The organism is Lysinibacillus sp. VIII_CA (genome assembly GCF_049943995.1).
In the GTDB taxonomy this organism is placed as follows: Bacteria; Bacillota; Bacilli; order Bacillales_A; family Planococcaceae; genus Lysinibacillus; species Lysinibacillus pinottii.
The window spans coordinates 73,930-94,732 of the sequence record NZ_JBNFXM010000011.1; the positions used below are offsets into that span (position 1 = coordinate 73,930).

General features: G+C 37.7%; 17 protein-coding genes. 14 read left to right on the forward strand and 3 right to left on the reverse strand.

From position 1 onward, the window contains the following. Nucleotides 1-106: 106 nt before the first annotated feature. The 4 genes from ACP3VS_RS15515 (at nucleotide 107) to ACP3VS_RS15530 (ending at nucleotide 4,107) form a co-directional block, all read left to right on the forward strand. The gene (locus ACP3VS_RS15515; RefSeq protein ID WP_012292611.1) at nucleotides 107-985 is read left to right on the forward strand and encodes a DMT family transporter; all 879 of its coding nucleotides are present in this window, start codon (nucleotides 107-109) and stop codon (nucleotides 983-985) included. Nucleotides 986-1,061: 76 nt separating this feature from the next. Beyond that, nucleotides 1,062-1,754 carry a response regulator transcription factor gene (locus tag ACP3VS_RS15520; RefSeq protein ID WP_012292612.1) on the forward strand — a complete coding sequence of 231 codons (693 nt, stop codon included), beginning with the start codon at nucleotides 1,062-1,064 and terminating at the stop codon, nucleotides 1,752-1,754. Continuing rightward, a complete protein-coding gene (locus ACP3VS_RS15525; RefSeq protein WP_008176206.1) occupies nucleotides 1,732-1,887 on the forward strand; it encodes a hypothetical protein in 156 nt (51 codons plus the stop codon). The genes ACP3VS_RS15520 and ACP3VS_RS15525 overlap by 23 nt, the downstream gene beginning before the upstream one ends. A gap of 15 nt (nucleotides 1,888-1,902) precedes the next feature. After that, nucleotides 1,903-4,107, forward strand: coding sequence for an MFS domain-containing histidine kinase (locus ACP3VS_RS15530; RefSeq protein WP_036218114.1), 2,205 nt, complete (start codon nucleotides 1,903-1,905; stop codon nucleotides 4,105-4,107). 49 nt (nucleotides 4,108-4,156) lie between these two features. On the opposite strand, the gene ACP3VS_RS15535 is transcribed toward ACP3VS_RS15530, so the two are convergent. After that, complete coding sequence (locus tag ACP3VS_RS15535; RefSeq protein ID WP_012292615.1) at nucleotides 4,157-5,305, reverse strand: acyl-CoA dehydrogenase family protein; 1,149 nt, start codon at nucleotides 5,303-5,305, stop codon at nucleotides 4,157-4,159. A 305-nt stretch (nucleotides 5,306-5,610) separates the two neighbouring features. On the opposite strand from ACP3VS_RS15535, the gene ACP3VS_RS15540 reads away from it, so the two are divergent. The 4 genes from ACP3VS_RS15540 to ACP3VS_RS15555 all read left to right on the forward strand — a co-directional run bounded on the left by ACP3VS_RS15540 (nucleotide 5,611) and on the right by ACP3VS_RS15555 (nucleotide 10,396). Further along, nucleotides 5,611-6,690, forward strand: a complete 1,080-nt coding sequence (locus ACP3VS_RS15540; protein WP_422762590.1) for a metallophosphoesterase — start codon at nucleotides 5,611-5,613, stop codon at nucleotides 6,688-6,690. A gap of 103 nt (nucleotides 6,691-6,793) precedes the next feature. After that, complete coding sequence (locus tag ACP3VS_RS15545) at nucleotides 6,794-7,627, forward strand: undecaprenyl-diphosphate phosphatase (RefSeq protein WP_012292617.1); 834 nt, start codon at nucleotides 6,794-6,796, stop codon at nucleotides 7,625-7,627. A gap of 290 nt (nucleotides 7,628-7,917) precedes the next feature. Continuing rightward, the gene (locus tag ACP3VS_RS15550; protein WP_036160684.1) at nucleotides 7,918-9,210 is read left to right on the forward strand and encodes a globin-coupled sensor protein; all 1,293 of its coding nucleotides are present in this window, start codon (nucleotides 7,918-7,920) and stop codon (nucleotides 9,208-9,210) included. Between the two features lie 223 nt (nucleotides 9,211-9,433). Next, a complete protein-coding gene (locus ACP3VS_RS15555; RefSeq protein WP_031418379.1) occupies nucleotides 9,434-10,396 on the forward strand; it encodes a 2-hydroxyacid dehydrogenase in 963 nt (320 codons plus the stop codon). A 38-nt stretch (nucleotides 10,397-10,434) separates the two neighbouring features. Here ACP3VS_RS15555 and ACP3VS_RS15560 read toward each other — a convergent pair whose 3' ends face one another. Further along, nucleotides 10,435-11,235: a TIGR00266 family protein gene (locus tag ACP3VS_RS15560; RefSeq protein WP_012292620.1), complete on the reverse strand. Its 801-nt coding sequence runs from the start codon at nucleotides 11,233-11,235 to the stop codon at nucleotides 10,435-10,437. Nucleotides 11,236-11,637: 402 nt separating this feature from the next. Between ACP3VS_RS15560 and ACP3VS_RS15565 the strand changes: the two genes are divergently transcribed. The 4 genes from ACP3VS_RS15565 to ACP3VS_RS15580 all read left to right on the forward strand — a co-directional run bounded on the left by ACP3VS_RS15565 (nucleotide 11,638) and on the right by ACP3VS_RS15580 (nucleotide 17,745). Beyond that, a complete protein-coding gene (locus tag ACP3VS_RS15565) occupies nucleotides 11,638-13,116 on the forward strand; it encodes an aldehyde dehydrogenase family protein (protein WP_031418381.1) in 1,479 nt (492 codons plus the stop codon). A 26-nt stretch (nucleotides 13,117-13,142) separates the two neighbouring features. Next, nucleotides 13,143-14,315, forward strand: coding sequence for a saccharopine dehydrogenase family protein (locus ACP3VS_RS15570; RefSeq protein ID WP_012292623.1), 1,173 nt, complete (start codon nucleotides 13,143-13,145; stop codon nucleotides 14,313-14,315). Between the two features lie 9 nt (nucleotides 14,316-14,324). Next, nucleotides 14,325-15,518, forward strand: a complete 1,194-nt coding sequence (locus ACP3VS_RS15575; protein WP_036166707.1) for an acyl-CoA dehydrogenase family protein — start codon at nucleotides 14,325-14,327, stop codon at nucleotides 15,516-15,518. Nucleotides 15,519-15,654: 136 nt separating this feature from the next. Further along, on the forward strand, nucleotides 15,655-17,745 hold the full coding sequence (locus tag ACP3VS_RS15580) for a beta-propeller domain-containing protein (protein ID WP_200990823.1): 2,091 nt from the start codon (nucleotides 15,655-15,657) through the stop codon (nucleotides 17,743-17,745). Between the two features lie 63 nt (nucleotides 17,746-17,808). Here the strand turns inward: ACP3VS_RS15580 and ACP3VS_RS15585 are convergent, their stop codons facing one another. After that, nucleotides 17,809-19,215, reverse strand: a complete 1,407-nt coding sequence (locus tag ACP3VS_RS15585) for a polysaccharide deacetylase family protein (RefSeq protein WP_036160688.1) — start codon at nucleotides 19,213-19,215, stop codon at nucleotides 17,809-17,811. A gap of 326 nt (nucleotides 19,216-19,541) precedes the next feature. Between ACP3VS_RS15585 and ACP3VS_RS15590 the strand changes: the two genes are divergently transcribed. Both ACP3VS_RS15590 and ACP3VS_RS15595 read left to right on the forward strand, forming a co-directional pair. After that, nucleotides 19,542-20,294, forward strand: coding sequence for a threonine/serine exporter family protein (locus tag ACP3VS_RS15590; protein ID WP_012292627.1), 753 nt, complete (start codon nucleotides 19,542-19,544; stop codon nucleotides 20,292-20,294). A gap of 12 nt (nucleotides 20,295-20,306) precedes the next feature. Then, nucleotides 20,307-20,783 carry a threonine/serine exporter family protein gene (locus ACP3VS_RS15595; RefSeq protein WP_036160690.1) on the forward strand — a complete coding sequence of 159 codons (477 nt, stop codon included), beginning with the start codon at nucleotides 20,307-20,309 and terminating at the stop codon, nucleotides 20,781-20,783. Nucleotides 20,784-20,803: the final 20 nt, after the last annotated feature.

Below are 20,803 nucleotides of genomic sequence, written 5' to 3' on the forward strand. Positions count from 1 at the left end.
ACCGAATGCATACTTGGTGAATGAAAATAGTAAAAATGTTAATTGTTTGATTTTGGATAAATATGTATGATAAGTATGGAAGAAGGAATAAGGCGGAGGGGTCTACATGTTAAATCCATTGTTTGTATTGTTAGCAGCTATTTTATGGGGAATGACAGGAACTGCCCAAACATTTTTAGATAATAATGTATCTCCGATTGCAGTCGCCACTATTCGTTCTGCCATTGGTGGTGGGCTCCTCTTAGCTATTACAATTATTTTCCGTAAAATTAATTTCCTAAATTGGTCATGGAAATGGACGATTTTAGCTGCGGCAAGTATTGCTCTTTTCCAAGGTCTTTTCTTTTCATCTATTCGTCTAACAGGTGTAGCGGTTGGAACTGTTGCGACCATTGGAAGTGCACCAGTATTTTCAGGCATTATTGAATGGTTGATATGGAAAAATCGACCGTCTGGTATTTGGGGCCTAGCTACATTGATGGCAATCATCGGCTGTTTTTTATTATTTATTAATAATGGAGAAGAAACTGTACAAGCGAGTGGCTTTGGTTTAGCGCTTTGTGCAGGGTTATCTTTTGCGTTTTATACAAATATTAGCAAGAAATTAATGGCGCAGGAAGATGCGTTACCAGCAGTTGCTATGACATTTTCCCTTTGTACTTTATTTTTATTCCCTTTTTCACTCTCTAATGGGTTTACCTGGTTAGAAAATATGCAAAATCTATGGACGATATTATTTATGGGAATTATGTGTACAAGTGTAGCTTATTTATTGTTCTTGAACGGTTTGCAAAAAATAAATTCATCAACAGCTGTCACTCTATCGTTAGCTGAGCCATTGACAGCCGCAATTCTTGGCGTTTTTCTAGTTGGGGAACAATTCAGTGGATTGTCCTGGTTAGGTGTAGCAATGCTATTAGGCGGCATTGTTGTATTGACAATAGGTGGGAGGCAAAGCAGGCTTCATAATAAGCTGAAACCTTAAGAAATTCTTCATTTTTTTACTAGCTGGTTTTTAAGATTTGAAAGGTACACTTATATTTGAGAGCGAGGTGTCTATCATGACGAAACTAACAGTTCTTGTTACAGACGACGATCAAGATATTCGTGATGGTATAGAAATTTATTTGAAAAATGAAGGCTACAATGTTATTAAAGCTGCAGACGGCTTAGAAGCATTAGACAAGCTAGAAAATAATGAAGTACATTTAATCATTTTAGATATAATGATGCCCAATATGGATGGGATTACTGCGACATTTAAAATTAGAGCAGAGCGCAATATTCCTATTATTATGCTTAGTGCAAAGGCAGAGGATGGCGATAAAATTCATGGACTATCGGTAGGCGCGGATGATTATGTAACAAAGCCATTCCATCCATTAGAATTATTAGCGCGGGTGAAATCACAGCTTAGACGCTATGTACAACTAGGAACGTATAGTGAAGGTGCAACAAAAGTAGAAATTGACGGACTTATTCTTGATGAAGATGCTAAAGAGATCATTTTAGAAGGAGAACCAGTTCGACTAACACCAATAGAATATAAAATTACGGAATTATTAATGAAAAATGCAGGGCGTGTTTTTTCGATTCGTGAAATTTATGAACGAGTTTGGAATGAGGAAGCCTACAATGCTGAAAACATTGTAGCCGTACATATTCGAAAAATTCGTGAAAAAATTGAAGCGGACCCAAAAAACCCACGCTATCTAAAGGTGGTATGGGGCGTTGGCTATAAAATGGAAAAATAAAATAGAGAAGTATATGACTATTGCAGGGTTCATTGCAGGTGTTGTTGGACTTATTTATTTTGGCGTTTATGCTTATCAAATCGTCGATTCTCGCTCCTCAGAGGTTTTACAATTATTAGAAAGAATTTTTTAGAGGAGTGTTAGAGTCATGATGAAAAAATGGAAATCTCTACTAGTGTTAATGAGTCTCATTTGGACTATTTTCGGCATCTTTACTTTTTGGCATGTAGGTTATCAGTATATTGGTAAGTCCTATTTTGAATCAGAAAATTTCCAACATGAAATCGATAATTTTACTTCAGAACTTGGGCCGTTAGTAATAAATTTACCGAGGGCAGAAGACTTGAAAGGGAAAATAGAGATTACGCAGGCGGAAATTGAAGAGCATCGTAATTATTATGGTACATTAGGACAGCAAATCGATAATATTAAACAACAATACGAACAGCGAATTCAGGAAGCAATAGATGCCAATGCGGGAGAATTACAAATAAAGTTAGAAACTGAACGCGATAATAAAATTAAGGACATTACAGCCAATTTCGAAAACGATGAACATGTGCGAAAAAAGATTCTTGCTGGAGAAGAAGCACTTATCGATAAATATATAAAGGCAGCACAGGATGAAGCGAAAACCTTTAAAAAGTCTTATGATTACTGGTCTTATGAGTTGACGAATTCTGAAACAGGAGAAACATACCGTGCAGGGGATGTTTCAGAAAGTAGCGCCTACAAAATAAAGTATTCTGAGCGAAATCCTTTATATGTAGGGAACATTAGTAATAATGTAAGAGATATTTTTTACCGTACAGAAACTTATGTGAACGTCGATAATCTTTATGAAACAGCAGAGTATACAGGAGTCTTAACCATCTCTAAAAAAGCAGTTCAATCATTAGGGGTTATGCAGGATTATAATCGTTTTCATCGTAATCAATATACCTATTTCTTTATATGGCTCACTAGTATAATAACGGCAATTTTCGCTTGGAGAGGTCGTAAGGATGTACTGCAAACTGTCAGAGGTATGAAGGAAAAAGATATTTTAAATAAGGTGAAATTTGATTTTCAAGTTGCCTTATTGTTAATCACTGGGTTTATGTATCTTATTTCTTCTCAAATTGTTTTCGAATCGATTGAATACACTTACGATTACAATTTTCAATATAATTATGTACGCTCTATCCTAGATTTCGCCTTTAAATTAGGTGTGTTAATTGTTATAGGAATTGCTTTCTTTATTCAATTAATTTGGCTTTATACAAGAATAGATACGATAAAAAAGTTAGAGCAAAATGTGAAATCCAGTTATTTATGGTCACTCGGGGATTCACTTACGGATTTATTTATTAATCGCTCTATAGCGTTGCACGCACTGTTCATGTTAGCGGCGGCCTTCTTTGGAGGGGGAAGCCTTGTCGCTTCTATGTTAAGGGGAGGAGCTTTCCCAGTCCTTGTTCTAGGCATATGTATGTTCGTAGGGTTTCCAACCTTGATTGTATTCTTATCAAGAATGGGTTATTTAAACCGTATTATGAAGGATACGAAAGATATGGCCAATGGGCGACTGAATCGTGACGTGAAGGTGAAAGGTAAGTCCCCGCTCGCTAGTCATGCGGAAAATCTTAATCATTTACGAGAAGGCGTTCGGACATCCATGCATGAGCAGGCTAAAAGTGAACGTTTAAAAACAGAGCTTATTACAAATGTGAGTCATGATTTACGAACACCGTTAACTTCCATTATTACTTATACAGATCTTTTGAAAAAATCTAATCTTTCAGAGGAAGAACGTCAACAATACATTCATATTCTTGATAAAAAATCTGAACGTTTAAAAGTATTGATTGAAGATCTTTTTGAAGTATCGAAAATGGCAAGTGGTAATATTGAGCTGCAACGAAGTCGTGTAGATTTGACACAACTCATTCAGCAGGCAGTAGGGGAGCATAAGGAAGATTTAATTCAGTCGCGTTTAGATTTACGAATGGCGATGCCGCATGAGCCTATTTATGCCTATGTAGATGGTCAAAAATGGTGGAGACTCATTGATAATTTAATTGTTAATGTATTGAAATATGCATTAGAGGGCACACGCGTCTATGTGACGTTAAAACGAACAGCAGATGGCGATGCTGAATTAACAGTGAAAAATGTAGCGAAGTATGAAATTAATGAAGATGCTGAGGAATTATTTGAGCGTTTTAAACGTGCAGATGCTTCACGTCATACAGAGGGGTCTGGACTTGGATTAGCCATTGCACAATCTATTGTTGATTTGCATGGAGCTCGAATGACAATTGATGTGGATGGCGATTTATTTAAAGTGACAGTTCGAATTTCAGCAGTATAGGGAGGAGATGGTGGCAGAGGATGGCCACCATCTTTTTTCCATTACACCATTACAGGCCTAAATTCTTGGCGATAATTACTTTCATGACTTCATTGGTGCCTGCATAGATGGACATAACAGGGATGTCTCTATACCTTCGTGCAATCTTATATTCCTCCATATAACCATAGCCCCCATGAAGCTGCATACATTGTGTGGCTATCTCACGGGCATTTTCAGTTATCCAGTATTTCGCCATGGAAACTTTTGTTACTACATCTTTTCCTGCGAGATGCTCTTCAATCAACGTTTCCAAAAATGATTTACCGAGCTCCATTTTAGTTGCCATTTCGGCTATTTTAAATTGTGTATTTTGAAAATCTCCAATTGACTTACCAAATGCTTGGCGTGATTTTACATAGTCGAGTGTTAAGGCAAGCATATCCTCAATTGCTGTTTGTGCAGCAATCGCTACAGCTAAGCGCTCTTGTTGAAGTTTTTCCATCATATAAACAAAGCCCTTGCCTTCTTCACCAAGTAAGTTGTGTGCTGGCACTCGGCAATCTTCAAAGAATAGCTCAGCTGTATCTTGAGCATGCATGCCGACCTTTTCCAGCTTCCGCCCTTTTGTAAAGCCTGGTGTACCATCTTCAATGACAAGCAGACTTATACCTTGGTGTTTTTTTTCAGCGGACGGATTTGTTTTAACGGCGACAACCACTAAGTTGGTATGAATTCCGTTTGTAATAAAAGTCTTTTGGCCATTAACAATATAATGGTCACCATCGCGAATAGCAGTTGTTTGAATATTTGCTAGGTCTGAACCTGTACCTGGCTCAGTCATGGCGATTGCTGTAATATAGTGACCTGAAATACATTTTGGCAGCCACCGAGATTTTTGCTCGTGTGTACCGTAGGACTCAATATAAGGTACAACAATATCATTATGCAGACCAATCCCAATAAGACTTGAACCTATACGCTCAAGCTCTTCTTGAATAATAACACCGAAACTAAAATCAAGTCCTAGTCCACCATATTGCTCTTCAACTTGGGGGCACAGATAGCCCATATCACCAAGCCTCCGCCAAAATGTAAGCGGAATGAGATGATCTTTTTCCCATTGTGCATAATGTGGTTCAGCTTCTTCTGCTAAAAACTTACGAAAGGTTTTACGAAATAACTCATGCTCTGTTGTTTCAAATTTATAACGTGTCATTTGAATTAGCACCCCTTTTTGCTCGTAAATACGTAAATTTCTTCTATCAACTATTATGTTACTGGAATATTTGTGAAAATAATAGTAGCACTTTATACTAAAATGACGAAATTGTCATTTATGTCCAGTGGAATGTCACGTTAAACAAGAGAATGATAGGAAATAATAAGCTATGCTTACCATGTGGCGGTTAAAGCAGTTAGTCCCTCTTTTTTTAGAAGATTATTCAAGTACTTCATGCAATATGACTGTTACTTATAAATGATATAATCAACTAAATATATAGGAAGGTAGAGGACGAAGATATGCCAAAAGTAATCGGTGGTATACTTTTAATTAGTATTTATAGTGCGTTGACTTTCTATTTGGGGTGGGGAGTAAAGCAGTGGCTAGTGGCTATGGGGTGGTTCCGTTACCCAATCATATTTTGGTTAGTATTGTACCTTATCGCTCTCAGTATAATTATCGGAAGATTGCATGAGTCCTTACGGTTCTTTTCAGTTTTTGGTAATTACTGGATGTTTGTTTTTGAATATGGCTTATTGCTATGCTTAGTAGCACAATTGATTTTTTGGCTAACACCCTTTAAAAATGTACAAATAATTGGTAGTATAGCAGTTGCTGTATTATTTATGCTAAGTATTATCGGCTCTTATTTAGCCTATTCTCCAGTCGTTCGTCATTTAGAAATAACAGTTGATAAGAAGGGTAGTGAACTGAAGTCATTGAGAGCTGTTGTGGCATCTGATTTCCATTTAGGTGTTTTATCACATAAAAAGCATTTACAAAGCTTTGTCAACTTATCGAATGAGGCGCAACCAGATATTGTGTTGCTAGCTGGAGATATTGTGGATGATGATCCAAAATGGTTTGTTCAAGGGGAAATGGCAGATGTCATGAAACAATTAACATCTACATATGGAACCTATGGTATATTGGGTAATCATGAATACTATGGTAAAAAAATTCCTGAGTTTATAAAAGAAATGGAAAATGCAAATGTAAAAATACTACTTGATGAAACAATTCGTATAGAGGATGCGTTTATATTAACAGGGCAAGAGGACAAGACGAATAAAAATAGAAAGTCACTAGAAGAATTAAAGTCTTCCGATAGCTTACCGTGGCTCGTAATGAATCATACGCCTGACGATTTGTTAACACCTTCTAAACTGGGGGTGGATTTACATATATCAGGTCATACGCATAAAGGTCAATTATGGCCAAATCAGTATATTACCGCTCGAGTATTTGAACTGGATTATGGTTATAAGTTGAAAGACCAAATGCATACACTTGTTTCATCAGGCTATGGCTTCTGGGGTCCGCCTATGCGAATTGGTAGTAGGTCAGAGCTTTGGATAGTGGATATGAAATTTCGTTAATGGCTAGGGCTGTGGATGACTTATAGGTGAAATAGCAGTAGTATATGAAAATAGAGTAATTTATAATAAGTGAGTATTTGATTAATAAAGGTAAGGTGACAAGGTGGAAATTATAGAGTTATTAAAAGCGTTGATTTTAGGCTTTGTTGAAGGTATGACGGAGTTTGCCCCGGTATCCTCAACTGGCCATATGATTATTGTTGACGATATGTGGTTAAAAACAGAGGAGTTTTTAGGGAAATATCCTGCCAACACATTTAAAATTGTCGTACAATTAGGCTCCATTCTAGCTGTTATCGTGGTGATGTGGAAGCGTATGTTAAGCTTAGTTGGATTATACAAAATTGATGGTCAGTCTCAGTCCATAAATAGACGTTTTAACCTATTGCATGTTATTGTCGGTATGCTACCAGCAGTTGTTTTAGGGTTTGCCTTTAAGGATTTTATTGACGATCATCTTTTTAAAGTAGAGCACGTTGTTTATGCACTAGTAGCAGGGGCAATTCTGATGATTGCAGCGGATAAATTGGCACCAAGAAAACCAAAAGTAGATTCTTTAGATAAGATTTCATATGGTTTAGCCTTTAAAGTTGGGCTAGTTCAATGTCTATCTTTGTGGCCAGGATTTTCTCGTTCAGGTGCGACCATTTCTGGTGGCGTATTATTCGGTATGAGTCACCGTGTTGCAGCCGATTTTACATTCATTATGGCGGTACCTATCATGGCGGGAGCTAGTTTAGTATCTGTTTTGAAAAACTGGGATACATTATCGATGGATTATTTTGGATTCTATGCTGTCGGTTTTATTAGTTCATTTATCTTTGCGTTATTATCAATCAAGTTTTTCTTAGCGCTTATTTCAAAAGTGAAATTAATGCCTTTCGCAATATATCGTTTAGTTTTAGCGGCAGTTCTTTGCGTAATTATTTTTATGTAAACAAAAAGTCACTCTTCTTTCACAAGAAGCAGTGGCTTTTTGCCTTAATTTTATTGGTTTTTCAATCCATCTTTCACTTAAAGTGAATGAAAGTGGGTAAAAAGTATCTTTTTTGATGTAAATTGAGTATTGAATTTAATAAATACAGACAACATTTACCTGTATATTGTTCATTTAGTAGTTTTGAGATTATAATTGATACATAAACTATCTATCGATTTGTTATTTTTTAATAGCATATAGGATAATAGACTTAGTTCGGTATATGATTATAATATGAGGTGGAGAAAATGTTTCAAATTGTAAGTAGATCTAAGAAAAATACAATTGAAATAAGTAATGAAGCTAATATAGGTATTTTTATTAAAGATGCTGATCGTTTATTGCAATTGAATCTTGTGGAATTAAGTGTATATGATCTTCAATTAATTAATAGTTTGAAGCCATATGTTGAAAGAAACGTTGTGGAAGTTGTAGCAGCATTTTATCATGCTATTGAAAGTGTGCCAGCATTACGTGAAGTCATTCAAAGTCATAGCTCCAGTGAACGTCTACGTCAAACATTACGCCATCATATTATTGAAATGTTTGAGGGGAGAATCGATGAAGCCTTCCTTGAAAAACGTAGACGTGTGGCAAAAATGCATGTGAAGATCAACTTATATCCGAAGTGGTATTTAGCAGCCTTTCAAATTCTAGAAAAATCTCTACGTAAGATCATTTTTGAACTTCACTTATCTAAAGGTGAGGAAGAAAAACTATGTGATGCAATCAGTAAAATATGTAATTTTGAACAGCAAATTGTTTTAGAGGAATACGATAACTATGCAAATACATTGATTGAGGAACAACGCAATAATGTTCGCGAACATGTAAAGGATGTAATAGGGGGAATCTCTACTCACTTAGAGGTTCAATCACAAAATACATCTGATACAGTAACAGAGCTCGTTAATAGTGCCCAAAAGGTGAACGATTCATTGAAAGATAGCATTCATGAGGCAGAATCGATGCAAAAGGTTTCAAGTGAAGGCTATGCAAAGATTGTTTCAATCAATGAACAAACAGGGAAAATTCATCATAAGACGTATGAAATGGCAAGTATGGTTGAACAGCTAGACGAATCTTCTTCAAAGATTAATGCAGTAGTTGAAATGGTTAAAAGTATATCTGGTCAAACAAACTTATTGGCATTAAACTCGGCAATTGAAGCGGCACGTGCTGGAGAGCATGGCAATGGTTTTGCCGTTGTTGCCAATGAAGTACGTAAGCTTGCGGATCAAACGAAAAGTTCAGTTGAGCAAATTGCTGAATTAATTCAGATGTCTAATGGAATTACAGCACAGGTAGTTCAAGCTATACAGGACATACAGGAGCTCGTGAATAATAGTATTGAACGGAATGCCGAGTCCCTAAAAGCATTCGACGCAATATCAACCTCCGTGGAAGATTCCATAACCAATTTCCAAAACGTAGGAAAGCAAATATCAGATTTAGCAAATATTATAGAGACAATTGGTGCATCCTCTGAGGAATTAGAGAGAGTTGCCAATCGTTTGAATACGACCATCAGAGAATTTTAAATGAGATGTAGCTAAGCTATGCATACAGGTTATGCATAGTTTCTTTATGCATTCAAAGTGGATAAAATAATCGATTTCACGGATAAATAAAGTCTTCAGGTTGATGAAAAGGAAATTTATCAATTCTAATGGAAGGCTGCAAACTAGAAACCTCTAGAAAATGCTTCCCATAAGTGTTACGCTATAGGCGAATTAGGGAAATGAGTAGTGAGGTGTTTGGAACATGAAAAAGAAATTATTTATTACACGTAAGTTTCCTACACATATTGTTGAGCCATTAAAAGAGTTTTATGAAGTTTCTCAGTGGGAAGAGGAGGAGATTGTCATCCCGCGTGATAAACTACTTGCTTCTGTCGCAGATTGTGAAGTACTGTGGGTAACAATTGCAGATCAAGTGGATGAGGAGTTACTTTCACATGCACCAAACCTAAAGCTAGTAACAAATTTAGCAGTTGGTTTTAACAATATTGATGTGAAGGCTTTACGACAAAGAGGTATTATGGCGACAAATACGCCTGGTGTCTTAACGAATACAACGGCAGATTTAGTATTTGGCTTACTGCTTGCAACTGCTCGTAGAATTCCAGAAAGTGAAAGATATTTACGCGAGGGAAAATGGAAAAGTTGGTACCCGATGCAACTCGTTGGTAAAGATGTATCAGGAGCGACAGTTGGAATAATTGGGATGGGTCGAATTGGTCAGGCTGTTGCTAGACGAGCAAAAGGTTTTGATATGAAAATTTTATATAATAATCGAAGACGTCGACATGAGGCGGAAGAAATGTACGGCTTTCGGTATGTATCATTGGAAGACCTCTTAAAACAATCTGATTTTGTTGTAATTATGACACCCTATAATAGTGATACAGAGGGTCTCATTGGAGCAAAAGAATTAGCTTTAATGAAAGAGGATGCTGTCTTAATAAATGCTTCACGCGGTGGAATTATTGATGAGGCGGCTCTATACGATGTCTTGAAAAGTGGCAAGTTATGGGCAGCAGGGCTAGATGTCTTTGAACAAGAGCCGGTTGCTATGGATCATCCTTTATTAACGCTCCCAAATGTTGTGGCACTTCCACATATCGGAAGTGCGTCCTTGGAAACAAGGACTGCTATGCTCATGTTAAATGTCAAAGCATTAGCTGCTTATGGACAGGGCAAGGCTATTTCAAATCGAATTGATTAAAAAATGGAGCATATCACTGATAGATATGCTCCTTCTTTTTATCTATTGAATAAATCGAATAAACCACCAATACCGCCTTCACCTTTTGACTGGCCACCACCGCCTTGTGAAATGGGTGCCGCTGCAAAGACGCGACTTGCTAAACGGCTGAATGGTAATGATTGTACCCAGACAGTTCCTGGCCCACGTAATGTAGCGAAGAAAATTCCTTCACCACCAAATAGTGCCGTTTTTACGCCGCCTACAAGTTCAATATCATAATCTACATTTGAAGTCATTGCAACTAAACATCCTGTATCTACACGTAAAACTTCCCCAGGTTGCAATGTTTTTTCATGAATGGCTCCTCCTGCATGTACAAAAGCCATACCATCGCCTTCAAGTTTTTGCATTATGAAACCTTCTCCACCGAAGAAGCCTACACCGATTTTTTTCTGGAATTCTACGCCCACAGAAACACCTTTAGCTGCTGCTAAGAAAGCATCTTTTTGACAAATAATTTTCCCGTTTAATTGACTTAAATCCATAGGAATAATCTTACCTGGGTACGGGGAAGCGAAATAAACATGCTTCTTACCTGAGCCAACATTTGTGAATGTCGTCATGAATAAGCTTTCTCCTGTTACTAAACGTTTACCAGCCCCTAATAATTTCCCCATAAGACCACTTTGTGAGCCGCCTTTTGAACCATCGCCAAAAATAGTTTCCATATGAATGGAATCATCCATCATCATTAAAGCGCCTGCTTCCGCCACAACTGTTTCTTGTGGATCAAGCTCAACTTGCACATATTGCATGTCGTCACCAAATAACTTGTAGTCAATTTCATGATTATTCATAAAGGGATTCCTCCAAAAGTAAATTTAATGATATTCTATACGATTATAAAACACTTTGGTTTCAATGAAAAATTAAATAATTTAGAAAAAAAGGGAATTAAATAGAAAATGTCGAATATAAGAAACTAGAATGTGTATTATTTATTTTCATTTAACTAAGGGTGTTATGAATATACTTAGCTTTAACCGTATCCTCTTTTTATTAGAGGGGAAGGCAGTTAAGTGAAAATAAAGCCTCTGGCAGTTGTCGCTGATAATCATAGTATGACAGGGTATATCACATCTTGAAAATTCGGAATATTGAAGTATTTTATTCTACTAATATTCATAGATTCTGTACCTGAGGAATGCAACTGGTTACAATAGCCGAGGCATCATAGAGTATTTCAGGGGGTGTATGTAGTGGAGATTAAAAACTATATTGGTGGTAAATGGAGCACACATTCACATTTACAAAGTATAGCAGTGACGAACCCTGCAAATGGTGAGCAACTTGCTACCATACCACTATCTACTTCTAATGAGGTAGATGAGGCTGTAGTAGCTGCAAAGCAAGCACAAAAGAGCTGGGCACTTGTGCCTGCGCCAAAACGTGCAGAATTTTTATATGCCATCGGTCAAAAAATGAAAGAAAAAAAGGAATATTTGGCGACCGTTTTAACAAAAGAGATGGGGAAGGTAATTGAAGAAGCAAGAGGAGAAGTGCAAGAAGGAATTGACATGGCCTACTATATGGCAGGTGAAGGTCGTAGGTTGTTTGGTGAAACGACACCTTCTGAACTGACTAATAAATTTGCGATGAGTGTAAGGGCGCCAATTGGGGTTGTAGCGCTTATCACACCATGGAACTTCCCTGTTGCAATCGCGACATGGAAATCATTCCCTGCTATTGTGGCTGGAAATACATTTATTTGGAAACCATCAAATGAGACGCCTATGATGGCTTATGAAATGGGTAAAATTTTTGAAGAAGTAGGTTTACCTGATGGTGTAGCAAATATTGTTTTTGGTACAGGGCCGACAGTAGGGACTGCACTTATTGAACACCCTGACGTTAAGGTCATTTCCTTTACTGGGTCAACGACAACAGGTAGTAAAGTAGCGGAGCTTGGCGGTAAGCATTTGAAAAAGATTTCTTTAGAGATGGGTGGAAAAAATGCTGTCATTGTTATGGATGACGCAGATCTTCAACTGGCTACAGAGGGCATACTCTGGAGTGCCTTTGGTACTGCTGGACAAAGATGTACAGCATGTAGTCGGGTGATTGTGCATAAAGATGTAAAAGAGCAGTTAGAAAAGCGTCTCTTAGATGAAATGCAAAAGCTCACAATTGGGGATGGGCTAGACGAGGGAGTTAAAATTGGGCCGGTGATTAATAAAGCAGCATTGGAAAAGATTAATCACTATGTACAAATAGGCAAGCAGGAAGGTGCCACGTTACTAGCTGGAGGCAGAATTTTAAATGAGCCACCATATGACAATGGGTTTTATTACGAGCCTACACTGTTTACGAACGTAAAGCCTGACATGATTATTGCTCAAGAAGAGATTTTTGGTCCTGTCGTTTCTCTAATTGAGGTAGCAAGCTTAGAGGAAGCAATTGAGGTAAATAATGGCGTGAAATTTGGCTTATCAAGCTCAATTTTCTCACAAAATGTTAATACTATTTTCCGCGCACAGCGTGATTTAGACACGGGTATTGTCTATATAAATGCAGGCACGACAGGTGCTGAAATCCATTTACCATTTGGCGGTACAAAGGGGACTGGAAATGGACACCGAGATTCAGGTGTTGCGGCCTTAGATGTATATACGGAGTGGAAGAGCATTTACGTAGACTACAGCGGTAAATTACAAAGAGCACAAATCGATACAGAGTAACAGATCAACGAAAGGGGATGTTCTTGATGAAAGTTGTTGTATTAGGTGCAGGTTTAATGGGTAAAGAGGTAGCTCGTGATTTAATAAAGAATGATAAAGTCGAACATGTATTTTTAGGTGATATCGATGTAAAAGTGGCACAGGATTTTGTGGATACTTTAAATACTGATAGAGTCGAAGTTGTAGAGCTTCATGCAGAGCAAGATGATTCATTAATGAAGGTCATCTCTAAAGGTGATGTTGTGATTAATGCATTATTTTATTCCTTCAACGAGCGTGTTGCAAGAGCAGCCATTGAAGCGGGTGTACACTCTGTAGATTTAGGTGGCCATATAGGTGGTGTTACCGAAAATATATTAGATCTTCATGAGCAAGCAAAAGCAAAAGGGGTCACAATTATCCCTGACTTAGGTGTTGCTCCAGGTATGATCAATATTCTAGCAGGCTATGGTGCCTCTAAATTAGATGATGTTGAGTCTATTAAACTATTTGTGGGGGGCATTCCAACTGAACCAAAGCCTCCGCTCTATTATACACGTGTATTTTCTTTAGATGGTGTTTTTGATCATTATACTGAGCCTTCAAAAACGATTCAAAAGGGCAAATTACAAGAAGTCCCTTCCCTTTCAGGTGTTGAACCTATTTATTTTGATGATTTTGGTGTGCTTGAGGCATTTTATACATCTGGAGGCATCTCCACATTATATAAAACATTCCCAAATGTCCGCACATTGGAGTATAAAACAATTCGTTATAAGGGGCATGCTGAGAAGTTTAAGCTATTAGCAGATTTAGGCTTCCTTGATTCAGCGAATAAGGTAGAGGTTGATAACCAAGAGGTGCCTGTTCGTTCTGTAGTGCGTGAGGCTCTTAAAAAGAAACTGGAGCTGGGAACAAAACCAGATGCGGTTCTATTACGTGTCATTGTGGCAGGTGAAAAAGCGCAACAGCAAGTGACATATGAATATGAAATGGTTGTACGTAAGGATATGACCATCAATGAAACAGCGATGGCTCGTGCTACAGCTAATACTATTTCGGTTGTAGCTCAGATGATAGGTGCGGGTGTTATTAAAGAGCACGGTGTATTCCCACCTGAATCTGTAGTGCCTGGTGATACGTATATTGAAGAAATGGCCAAACGTGGTGTAGTAATAAAAGAGACGTCTCATAAGTCTGCTATGATTGTGAAATGGTAGGTGCTGAACATGAATTTTGACATGTCCACTGAGCATGAAATGCTACGAAAAACGGTAAGGCAGTTTGTTGATGAAGAAATTATACCCTATATAGCAAAGTGGGATGCCGAAGGTGGCTTTGATGCTAAAATTTGGTCGAGGCTTGCGGAGCTTGGGCTAATGGGGGTTTGTGTGCCAGAGCAGTATGGCGGAAGTGGAATGGATTATAACTCCCTTGCTATTGTGTGCGAGGAGCTGGAGCGGGGAGATACAGCATTCCGAACGGCGGTATCCGTTCACATTGGCCTAAATAGCATGACATTAATGCAATGGGGTACTGAAGACCAAAAGCAGCGCTATCTTGTTCCACAGGCAAAAGGAGTAAGAATCGGTGCATTTGGTCTTACTGAACCGGGTGCTGGATCTGATGTAGCAGCTATGTCGACTACAGCTGTCCGTGATGGAGACCATTATGTCATTAATGGACAAAAAACATGGATTTCTTTATGTGATATAGCGGATCACTTTATCGTTTTTGCTTATACAGATAAGTCGAAGAAACATCATGGTATTAGCGCATTCATTGTAGAACGTTCAATGGCAGGCTTTACATCAAAGGCCATTAAAGGGAAGTATGGGATTCGTGCTGGCAATACAGGTGAGCTTTTCTTTGAAGATTTACGTGTACCAGCAGAAAATCGACTCGGTGAAGAGGGAGAAGGCTTTAAAATAGCCATGTCTGCCCTAGACAATGGACGTTTCACCGTAGCTGCAGGAGCTGTAGGCTTAATCCAAGCGTGTTTAGAGGCAAGTGTTAAATATTGTCATGAACGAGAGACCTTCGGTAAGCCTATAGGAGAGCATCAGCTTGTTGGACAAATGCTAGCTAATATGGATGCTGGTTACCAGATGAGCCGTTTATTGGTCTATCGTGTGGGTGAATTGAAGAATAAAGGTGTTCGTAATACTAGAGAAACATCCTTAGCGAAATGGCAGGCGTGTGATTTTGCCAATAAGGCTGCTGATGATGCGGTACAAATTCATGGTGCATATGGCTATTCAGATGAATATCCAGTTGCGCGCTATTTGCGGAATTCGAAAGCACCTGTTATTTATGAAGGTACGCGAGAAATTCATACCATTATGCAAGCAGATTATGTATTAGGCAGACGCCAAGATAAGCAATTAGCCAAAATGCTACCAAAATGGCCGTTTGAAGAATAAACGAGGGGGAAATTATTCCCTTTCGTTTTTTTGGTGTAGGGTGTAATCCATCTTTAAAAAAATTTCAGAACAATGTAACTTTCCGTCTTTTTCCTAGTCTAATGGATAAACAAGTATATGAAGGAGAGGTAAAATAATGAAAAATAAATGGCTGGCATTCATTTTGATAGCTGTTATAGCGATTGTGCCTGGTATTTTCACATGGGCAGTAAATACAGAGGTAACTGCTAAGGCTGCTAGTGTGGGGATGGCTACCCAAAGTTGGCAAGCATCATTTTCTGTAAGCTTAAAGAAGAATAAACTTACTGACAATGTGTATGTAACGACAGAAAAAGGGAAAAAAGTCCCTGCAACGATTGCATTGTTAGAGGATCAAAAAACATTAGTTGTAAAGGGACTTGTACCAGGCAGTTATCAATTACATGTAAAAAAAGAAGCCTTTGCACAGAGAGGACTGAATGTAACTGCACAAGTTATTCCATTTACAATTATTGAGACGTTAACTGCCGTTCAATCAGAAAAAGAATTAGAACAATATTTCAATAACTTGCTAAAGGCCCCAAGAGGTGGAATTGCAGAAGAGGAGATGTCAAGTGCTAAAAGCGAAGACAAAGCAACAACCAGTAACGAGTCTACTACTAATAATCAAGTGGAAGGTGTAGAAGAGGGCGATATTGTTGTTGTAAAAGATGGCTTTATTTTTACTGCAAAAGACCAAAGCATTACAGTTGTTAACGCTAAAGACCCCCAGCATTTGAAACAGGCTGCAAATATTAAGCTGAAGGAGTCGCAATATATTTCAAAGCTTGCGCTATATGATAATTTATTAATAGCTATAGGGGACCAATATATTGAAAAAGCAGGCACAGGAATGGTCACAGCTTCATTTTATGATATTTCCAATCCAAACAACCCAAGACATATACGCGATGTGGGGCAAGAAGGATATTTACGGGATATCCGCATTACCAAGGACACACTCTATTTAATTGGTAATATGTATCCAAACTATTGGGTATTACAACAAGAGCAAAAAGTAGATCTAAAACCAAAAACATATGATAGTTTGACGGGAGAAGTGTTCAAAAGCTTACCTTTAGAAAAAATATCAATTTTGCCTAATACAATGGATGGTACCTATAGTTTAATAACAGCTGTTGATTTAAAAAATGGTGCTACAACAACGGCTAATACAAAAGGATACTTGGGCGGCAGTAGTGGACTTTATATGTCAGAGAATGCGCTATATTTAACGACGCCCATTTATGACGGGAATAACGCTATTCCATTAGAAAAACGCGCGATGGATATGATATGGATGCCAAGAGCAGCTGACACGCAAATTTTTAAATGGAATGTAGATGGAACAACATTGAATTTCACTGGTAGTACTGAAGTAAAGGGGACTGTATTAAATCAATATTCAATGGATGAGTATAAGGGCAATTTACGAATCTTTACGACAGAAGGAAATATATGGGATGAGAAAAGCACCTCCTATAACCACCTCTTTATTTTGGATGAACAGTTAAAAACACTAGGTACAGTGAAAGATATGGCACCTGGGGAGAAAATTTATTCTGCTCGATTTATGGGTAATAAGGCATATGTGGTGACATTTAAGGAAGTCGATCCATTGTTTGTCATTGATGTAGCAAATCCGAAAAAACCAGCAATCCTTGGAGAGTTAAAGATTCCAGGCTTTAGTAATTACTTGCATCCATTAGATGACACACATTTAATTGGTATTGGCTATGATACAGAGCAACGCTATGATTCGTTTACGAAGCGTAATTTTACGGTGACAACTAATATGAAAATGTCATTGTTTGACGTATCAGACTTCAAAAACCCGAAAGAACAATCTACCGTGAAAATTGGCGGAAAGGGTTCCTATTCTGAAGTTCAATATAATCCAAAAGCGCTATTCCGAAATAAGGAATACAACTACTTTGGCTTCCCAGTTGTCCAATACGAAGCGGGTAAAGGGGATAATATTCTTTATAAGGGTCAGGGTGCTCAAATTTATGAAATTACAGCAAATAAAGGAATTGTTCTAAAAGGAAATATTATGAGTGCTACAAACGGTGAGCCATATGAAAATTGGGAGCAGGTTGTACAAAGAGTTGTTTATATAGAGGACGCTCTTTATACAGTAGCGCGCAATGAAGTGAAAAGCTATCAGTTAAAAGACTTTAAACCTCTGGATACATTAATCCTTAAATAACAGAAAAAGTCCAATGAATTCAACTTGAATTCATTGGACTTTCTTTAAAATGCATATAGTTTTTTACTTTTGACGATAGGGCAAAATCTCAGAAACCGTTACAAATTCATAGCCTTGACCTTGTAAATAGGCAAGGACAGCATCAAGCCCATCTGCAGTAGATTGATGGATATCATGCATTAGTACTATTGCATTGTTGTGTAAATTATTTTTTACATTTGGCAATAATTGTTGTGCATTACGATGCTTCCAGTCTAATGTATCAATTGTCCAAAGCACGACGGGAACAGGAATCTCAGCGTCAATTGTGTCATTAGTCGCTCCATACGGCGGTCTGAAAACCGTGGCACCGTGATTAATGGCCTTCTCTATTTCAGCGGTAGTCGTATTATATTCTTTCATCACTTGTTCTTGCGTAAGCTTCGTTAGTACTGGGTGGTTCCATGAATGATTTCCTATTTCATGGCCACGTGCAAGTACATCTCTTGCAATATCAGGATAATATTGTACACGACTACCAAGCATAAAGAAGGTTGCTTTTGCGTGATATTTATCGAGAATGTTTAATATTTGCTCCGTCACCTTTGGGTGTGGACCATCATCAAAAGTCAGCGCAATTCTTTTTTTATTTGGATCACCAGTCGGTGGTGGATTAGTTGGTTTTACATTTTCCATAGCAATTTGAAACTCAGAGGCTAACAATGGGTTAATGAGCGAGAGGGGTAGTTTCACTATTGGGGCACCTGCCGATCCGCTAGCAATCTCGTATTCATCGAAATAGAATTGTAACGCATCGTCTGCAATTGCAAAGCGAGTGAAATTAGACCATTTTGGCTCAGTTGCTTTTAATAGTTCATCTTTTAAAAGCTCATCCTTTATTTGAAGGTTCTTCTGTAAATCTTTTCGCACACTTGCGGCTAACGTAGATAAATTATTCTCGTCATTTTGTAATAATGTTTGAATAGTAATTTGCTCGCCAGTTTCATTATTAATGAAGAATGTTTTCGTTGTGACCTCATGGTTAGCTCCACCTACGTAAAGCATTTTTGTTAGCACAAATGAATAGTAATGCTCTCGATATGGAAATGTTTCAAGACTAATATTTAATTCACCCATAACTTCTTTATCTTTTTTCATAGAGGCTAGATAGTTTTCTTTTGAATCCGTTATGTATTGTAATACGGCATCATTAAAAACTTCGTTATCTGTTTGTGGGTAATGAATGGCAAAAGGTGTACGTTTATCATTAGAAACGTCTGTTACAATTCGTATCCCTGGAAACGCAGAACTTTCCGTTGATATATTACTATTAACCGATTCTGTGTTGCTTTCTTTTGAAGCACTAATTTTTTGAAACTTAAATTCATCCTTTGATAGGATAATAACAAGTATAATAGTTGTTAAAGCTACAATGAGGCCAAGTAATAAAAAATCTATTATTGGGCCGCGTTTTTTTCTGCGTTCCTGCATGGTGTTGGATACGCTCCCCTCATTTTTATTTTCTATACAATCAGACGTGCCAATCATGAAAAAAGTTATACAAATCTATAAACTTTTATTGTGAATTTATAGAAATTAACGCTAGCCATTTTTCCTTCTTGAAGTAGTATGATGAACGTGGTTATACTACTGTATTAGTGGATATAGAACCCTTACCAAAATAGAACAACCGAAGATCAATAAGTAAAATTAAATTTTAAAAAAAGCCAAATTTTTTGCTGAAATTTTCAGTTGTGTTTTTAATGGCAGTTCGATACTATTGGCAAGGAACCTTTTGAAGGAGGCAGATAGCTGTAATGGTCTTACAAGAAGCGGATAATGAACTTACGATTGACTGTTTGTTGCTTGCAGGGCGTATTATGATTGAAAGTGGTGCAGAAACATACCGTGTGGAGGATACGATGCTGAGGATGGCACATTCTCAAAATATGCCAAATGCTCAATGTTATGCCACACCGACTGGAATCATTTTTTCGTTAGGCAAGACACAGCCAACGAGAATTTCATCAATTTCCAGTAGGGTTACAGATTTACAAAAAATAGCCTTGGTAAATTCAGTATCTCGGAGACTCACATCTCACATGATAACATTAGAAGAAGCTTATGACGAGCTAAAGTCGATACAAAAAACAAATTATTTTTTACCAACCTATTTACAAGTTATTGCCGCCGCTTTTGCAAGTGGTTGTTTCCTTATTATGTTTAAGGGAGGGTGGTCCGATTTTCCTATCGCTGTTGTAGCAGGAGGGTTAGGCTTCCTAGTGCTTGTAATAATGAATCATTTAACTAAAGTTAAATTTTTCTCTGAATTTACAGCATCACTCGTTCTCGGCTTTGTTGCCTTCTTTGCGGTAAAGTATGGTTACGGGACCGAGCTAGATAAAATTATAATTAGTTCTGTTATGCCGCTCGTACCAGGAATTTTGATTACGAATGCAGTTCGTGATTTAATGGCAGGTCATTTTATGTCAGGGATGGCAAAAGGAGCAGAAGCCTTTTTAACTGCCTTTGCCATAGGGGCAGCTATTGCCGTCACCCTAGGATTTTAGGAGGCCACTAGCATGCACATAATGGACATTATCATACAATTAGTTGTTAGTTTTTTTGCTACGGCTGGAATTGCCATCATTTTTAATGTACCTAGGAAGACGCTACTTCATTGCGGTCTCGTTGGGGTAATTGGCTGGATTATTTATTATATTTTAACGGAGCAAGGAATGGATGTTGTTAAAGCCTCTTTCTTTGGTTCATTCGTCATTGCCATCGTGGCTCATCTATATGCGCGGCGCTTTAAAATACCGATGATTATTTTTATTGTTGGTGGAATTATTCCGTTAGTGCCAGGAGGCATGGCTTATAATGCCATGAGAAATGTTGTAGAGGATGATTATTTACAAGGCTTACAGTATGGTTTAAAGGCATTTTTAATAACAGGGGCTATTGTGATTGGGCTGGTCTTTGCAGAAGTAATTATTCAACTCATTTTCCGTTCGGTCCGTTCAAGTAAAGTGAAATTCCAAAAGGTCTATAAAAGGTAAAAATAATAGGAGGCTGCGTA

What these genes read in the sequence shown, in the direction of transcription:
- ACP3VS_RS15515 (WP_012292611.1), top strand. Translation starts at nt 107, where the DNA reads ATGTTAAATCCATTGTTTGTATTGTTAGCAGCTATTTTATGGGGAATG.
- ACP3VS_RS15520 (WP_012292612.1), top strand. Translation starts at nt 1,062, where the DNA reads ATGACGAAACTAACAGTTCTTGTTACAGACGACGATCAAGATATTCGT.
- ACP3VS_RS15530 (WP_036218114.1), top strand. Translation starts at nt 1,903, where the DNA reads ATGATGAAAAAATGGAAATCTCTACTAGTGTTAATGAGTCTCATTTGG.
- ACP3VS_RS15535 (WP_012292615.1), bottom strand. Translation starts at nt 5,305, where the DNA reads ATGACACGTTATAAATTTGAAACAACAGAGCATGAGTTATTTCGTAAA.
- ACP3VS_RS15540 (WP_422762590.1), top strand. Translation starts at nt 5,611, where the DNA reads ATGCCAAAAGTAATCGGTGGTATACTTTTAATTAGTATTTATAGTGCG.
- ACP3VS_RS15550 (WP_036160684.1), top strand. Translation starts at nt 7,918, where the DNA reads ATGTTTCAAATTGTAAGTAGATCTAAGAAAAATACAATTGAAATAAGT.
- ACP3VS_RS15555 (WP_031418379.1), top strand. Translation starts at nt 9,434, where the DNA reads ATGAAAAAGAAATTATTTATTACACGTAAGTTTCCTACACATATTGTT.
- ACP3VS_RS15560 (WP_012292620.1), bottom strand. Translation starts at nt 11,235, where the DNA reads ATGAATAATCATGAAATTGACTACAAGTTATTTGGTGACGACATGCAA.
- ACP3VS_RS15570 (WP_012292623.1), top strand. Translation starts at nt 13,143, where the DNA reads ATGAAAGTTGTTGTATTAGGTGCAGGTTTAATGGGTAAAGAGGTAGCT.
- ACP3VS_RS15575 (WP_036166707.1), top strand. Translation starts at nt 14,325, where the DNA reads ATGAATTTTGACATGTCCACTGAGCATGAAATGCTACGAAAAACGGTA.
- ACP3VS_RS15580 (WP_200990823.1), top strand. Translation starts at nt 15,655, where the DNA reads ATGAAAAATAAATGGCTGGCATTCATTTTGATAGCTGTTATAGCGATT.
- ACP3VS_RS15585 (WP_036160688.1), bottom strand. Translation starts at nt 19,215, where the DNA reads ATGCAGGAACGCAGAAAAAAACGCGGCCCAATAATAGATTTTTTATTA.
- ACP3VS_RS15590 (WP_012292627.1), top strand. Translation starts at nt 19,542, where the DNA reads ATGGTCTTACAAGAAGCGGATAATGAACTTACGATTGACTGTTTGTTG.
- ACP3VS_RS15595 (WP_036160690.1), top strand. Translation starts at nt 20,307, where the DNA reads ATGCACATAATGGACATTATCATACAATTAGTTGTTAGTTTTTTTGCT.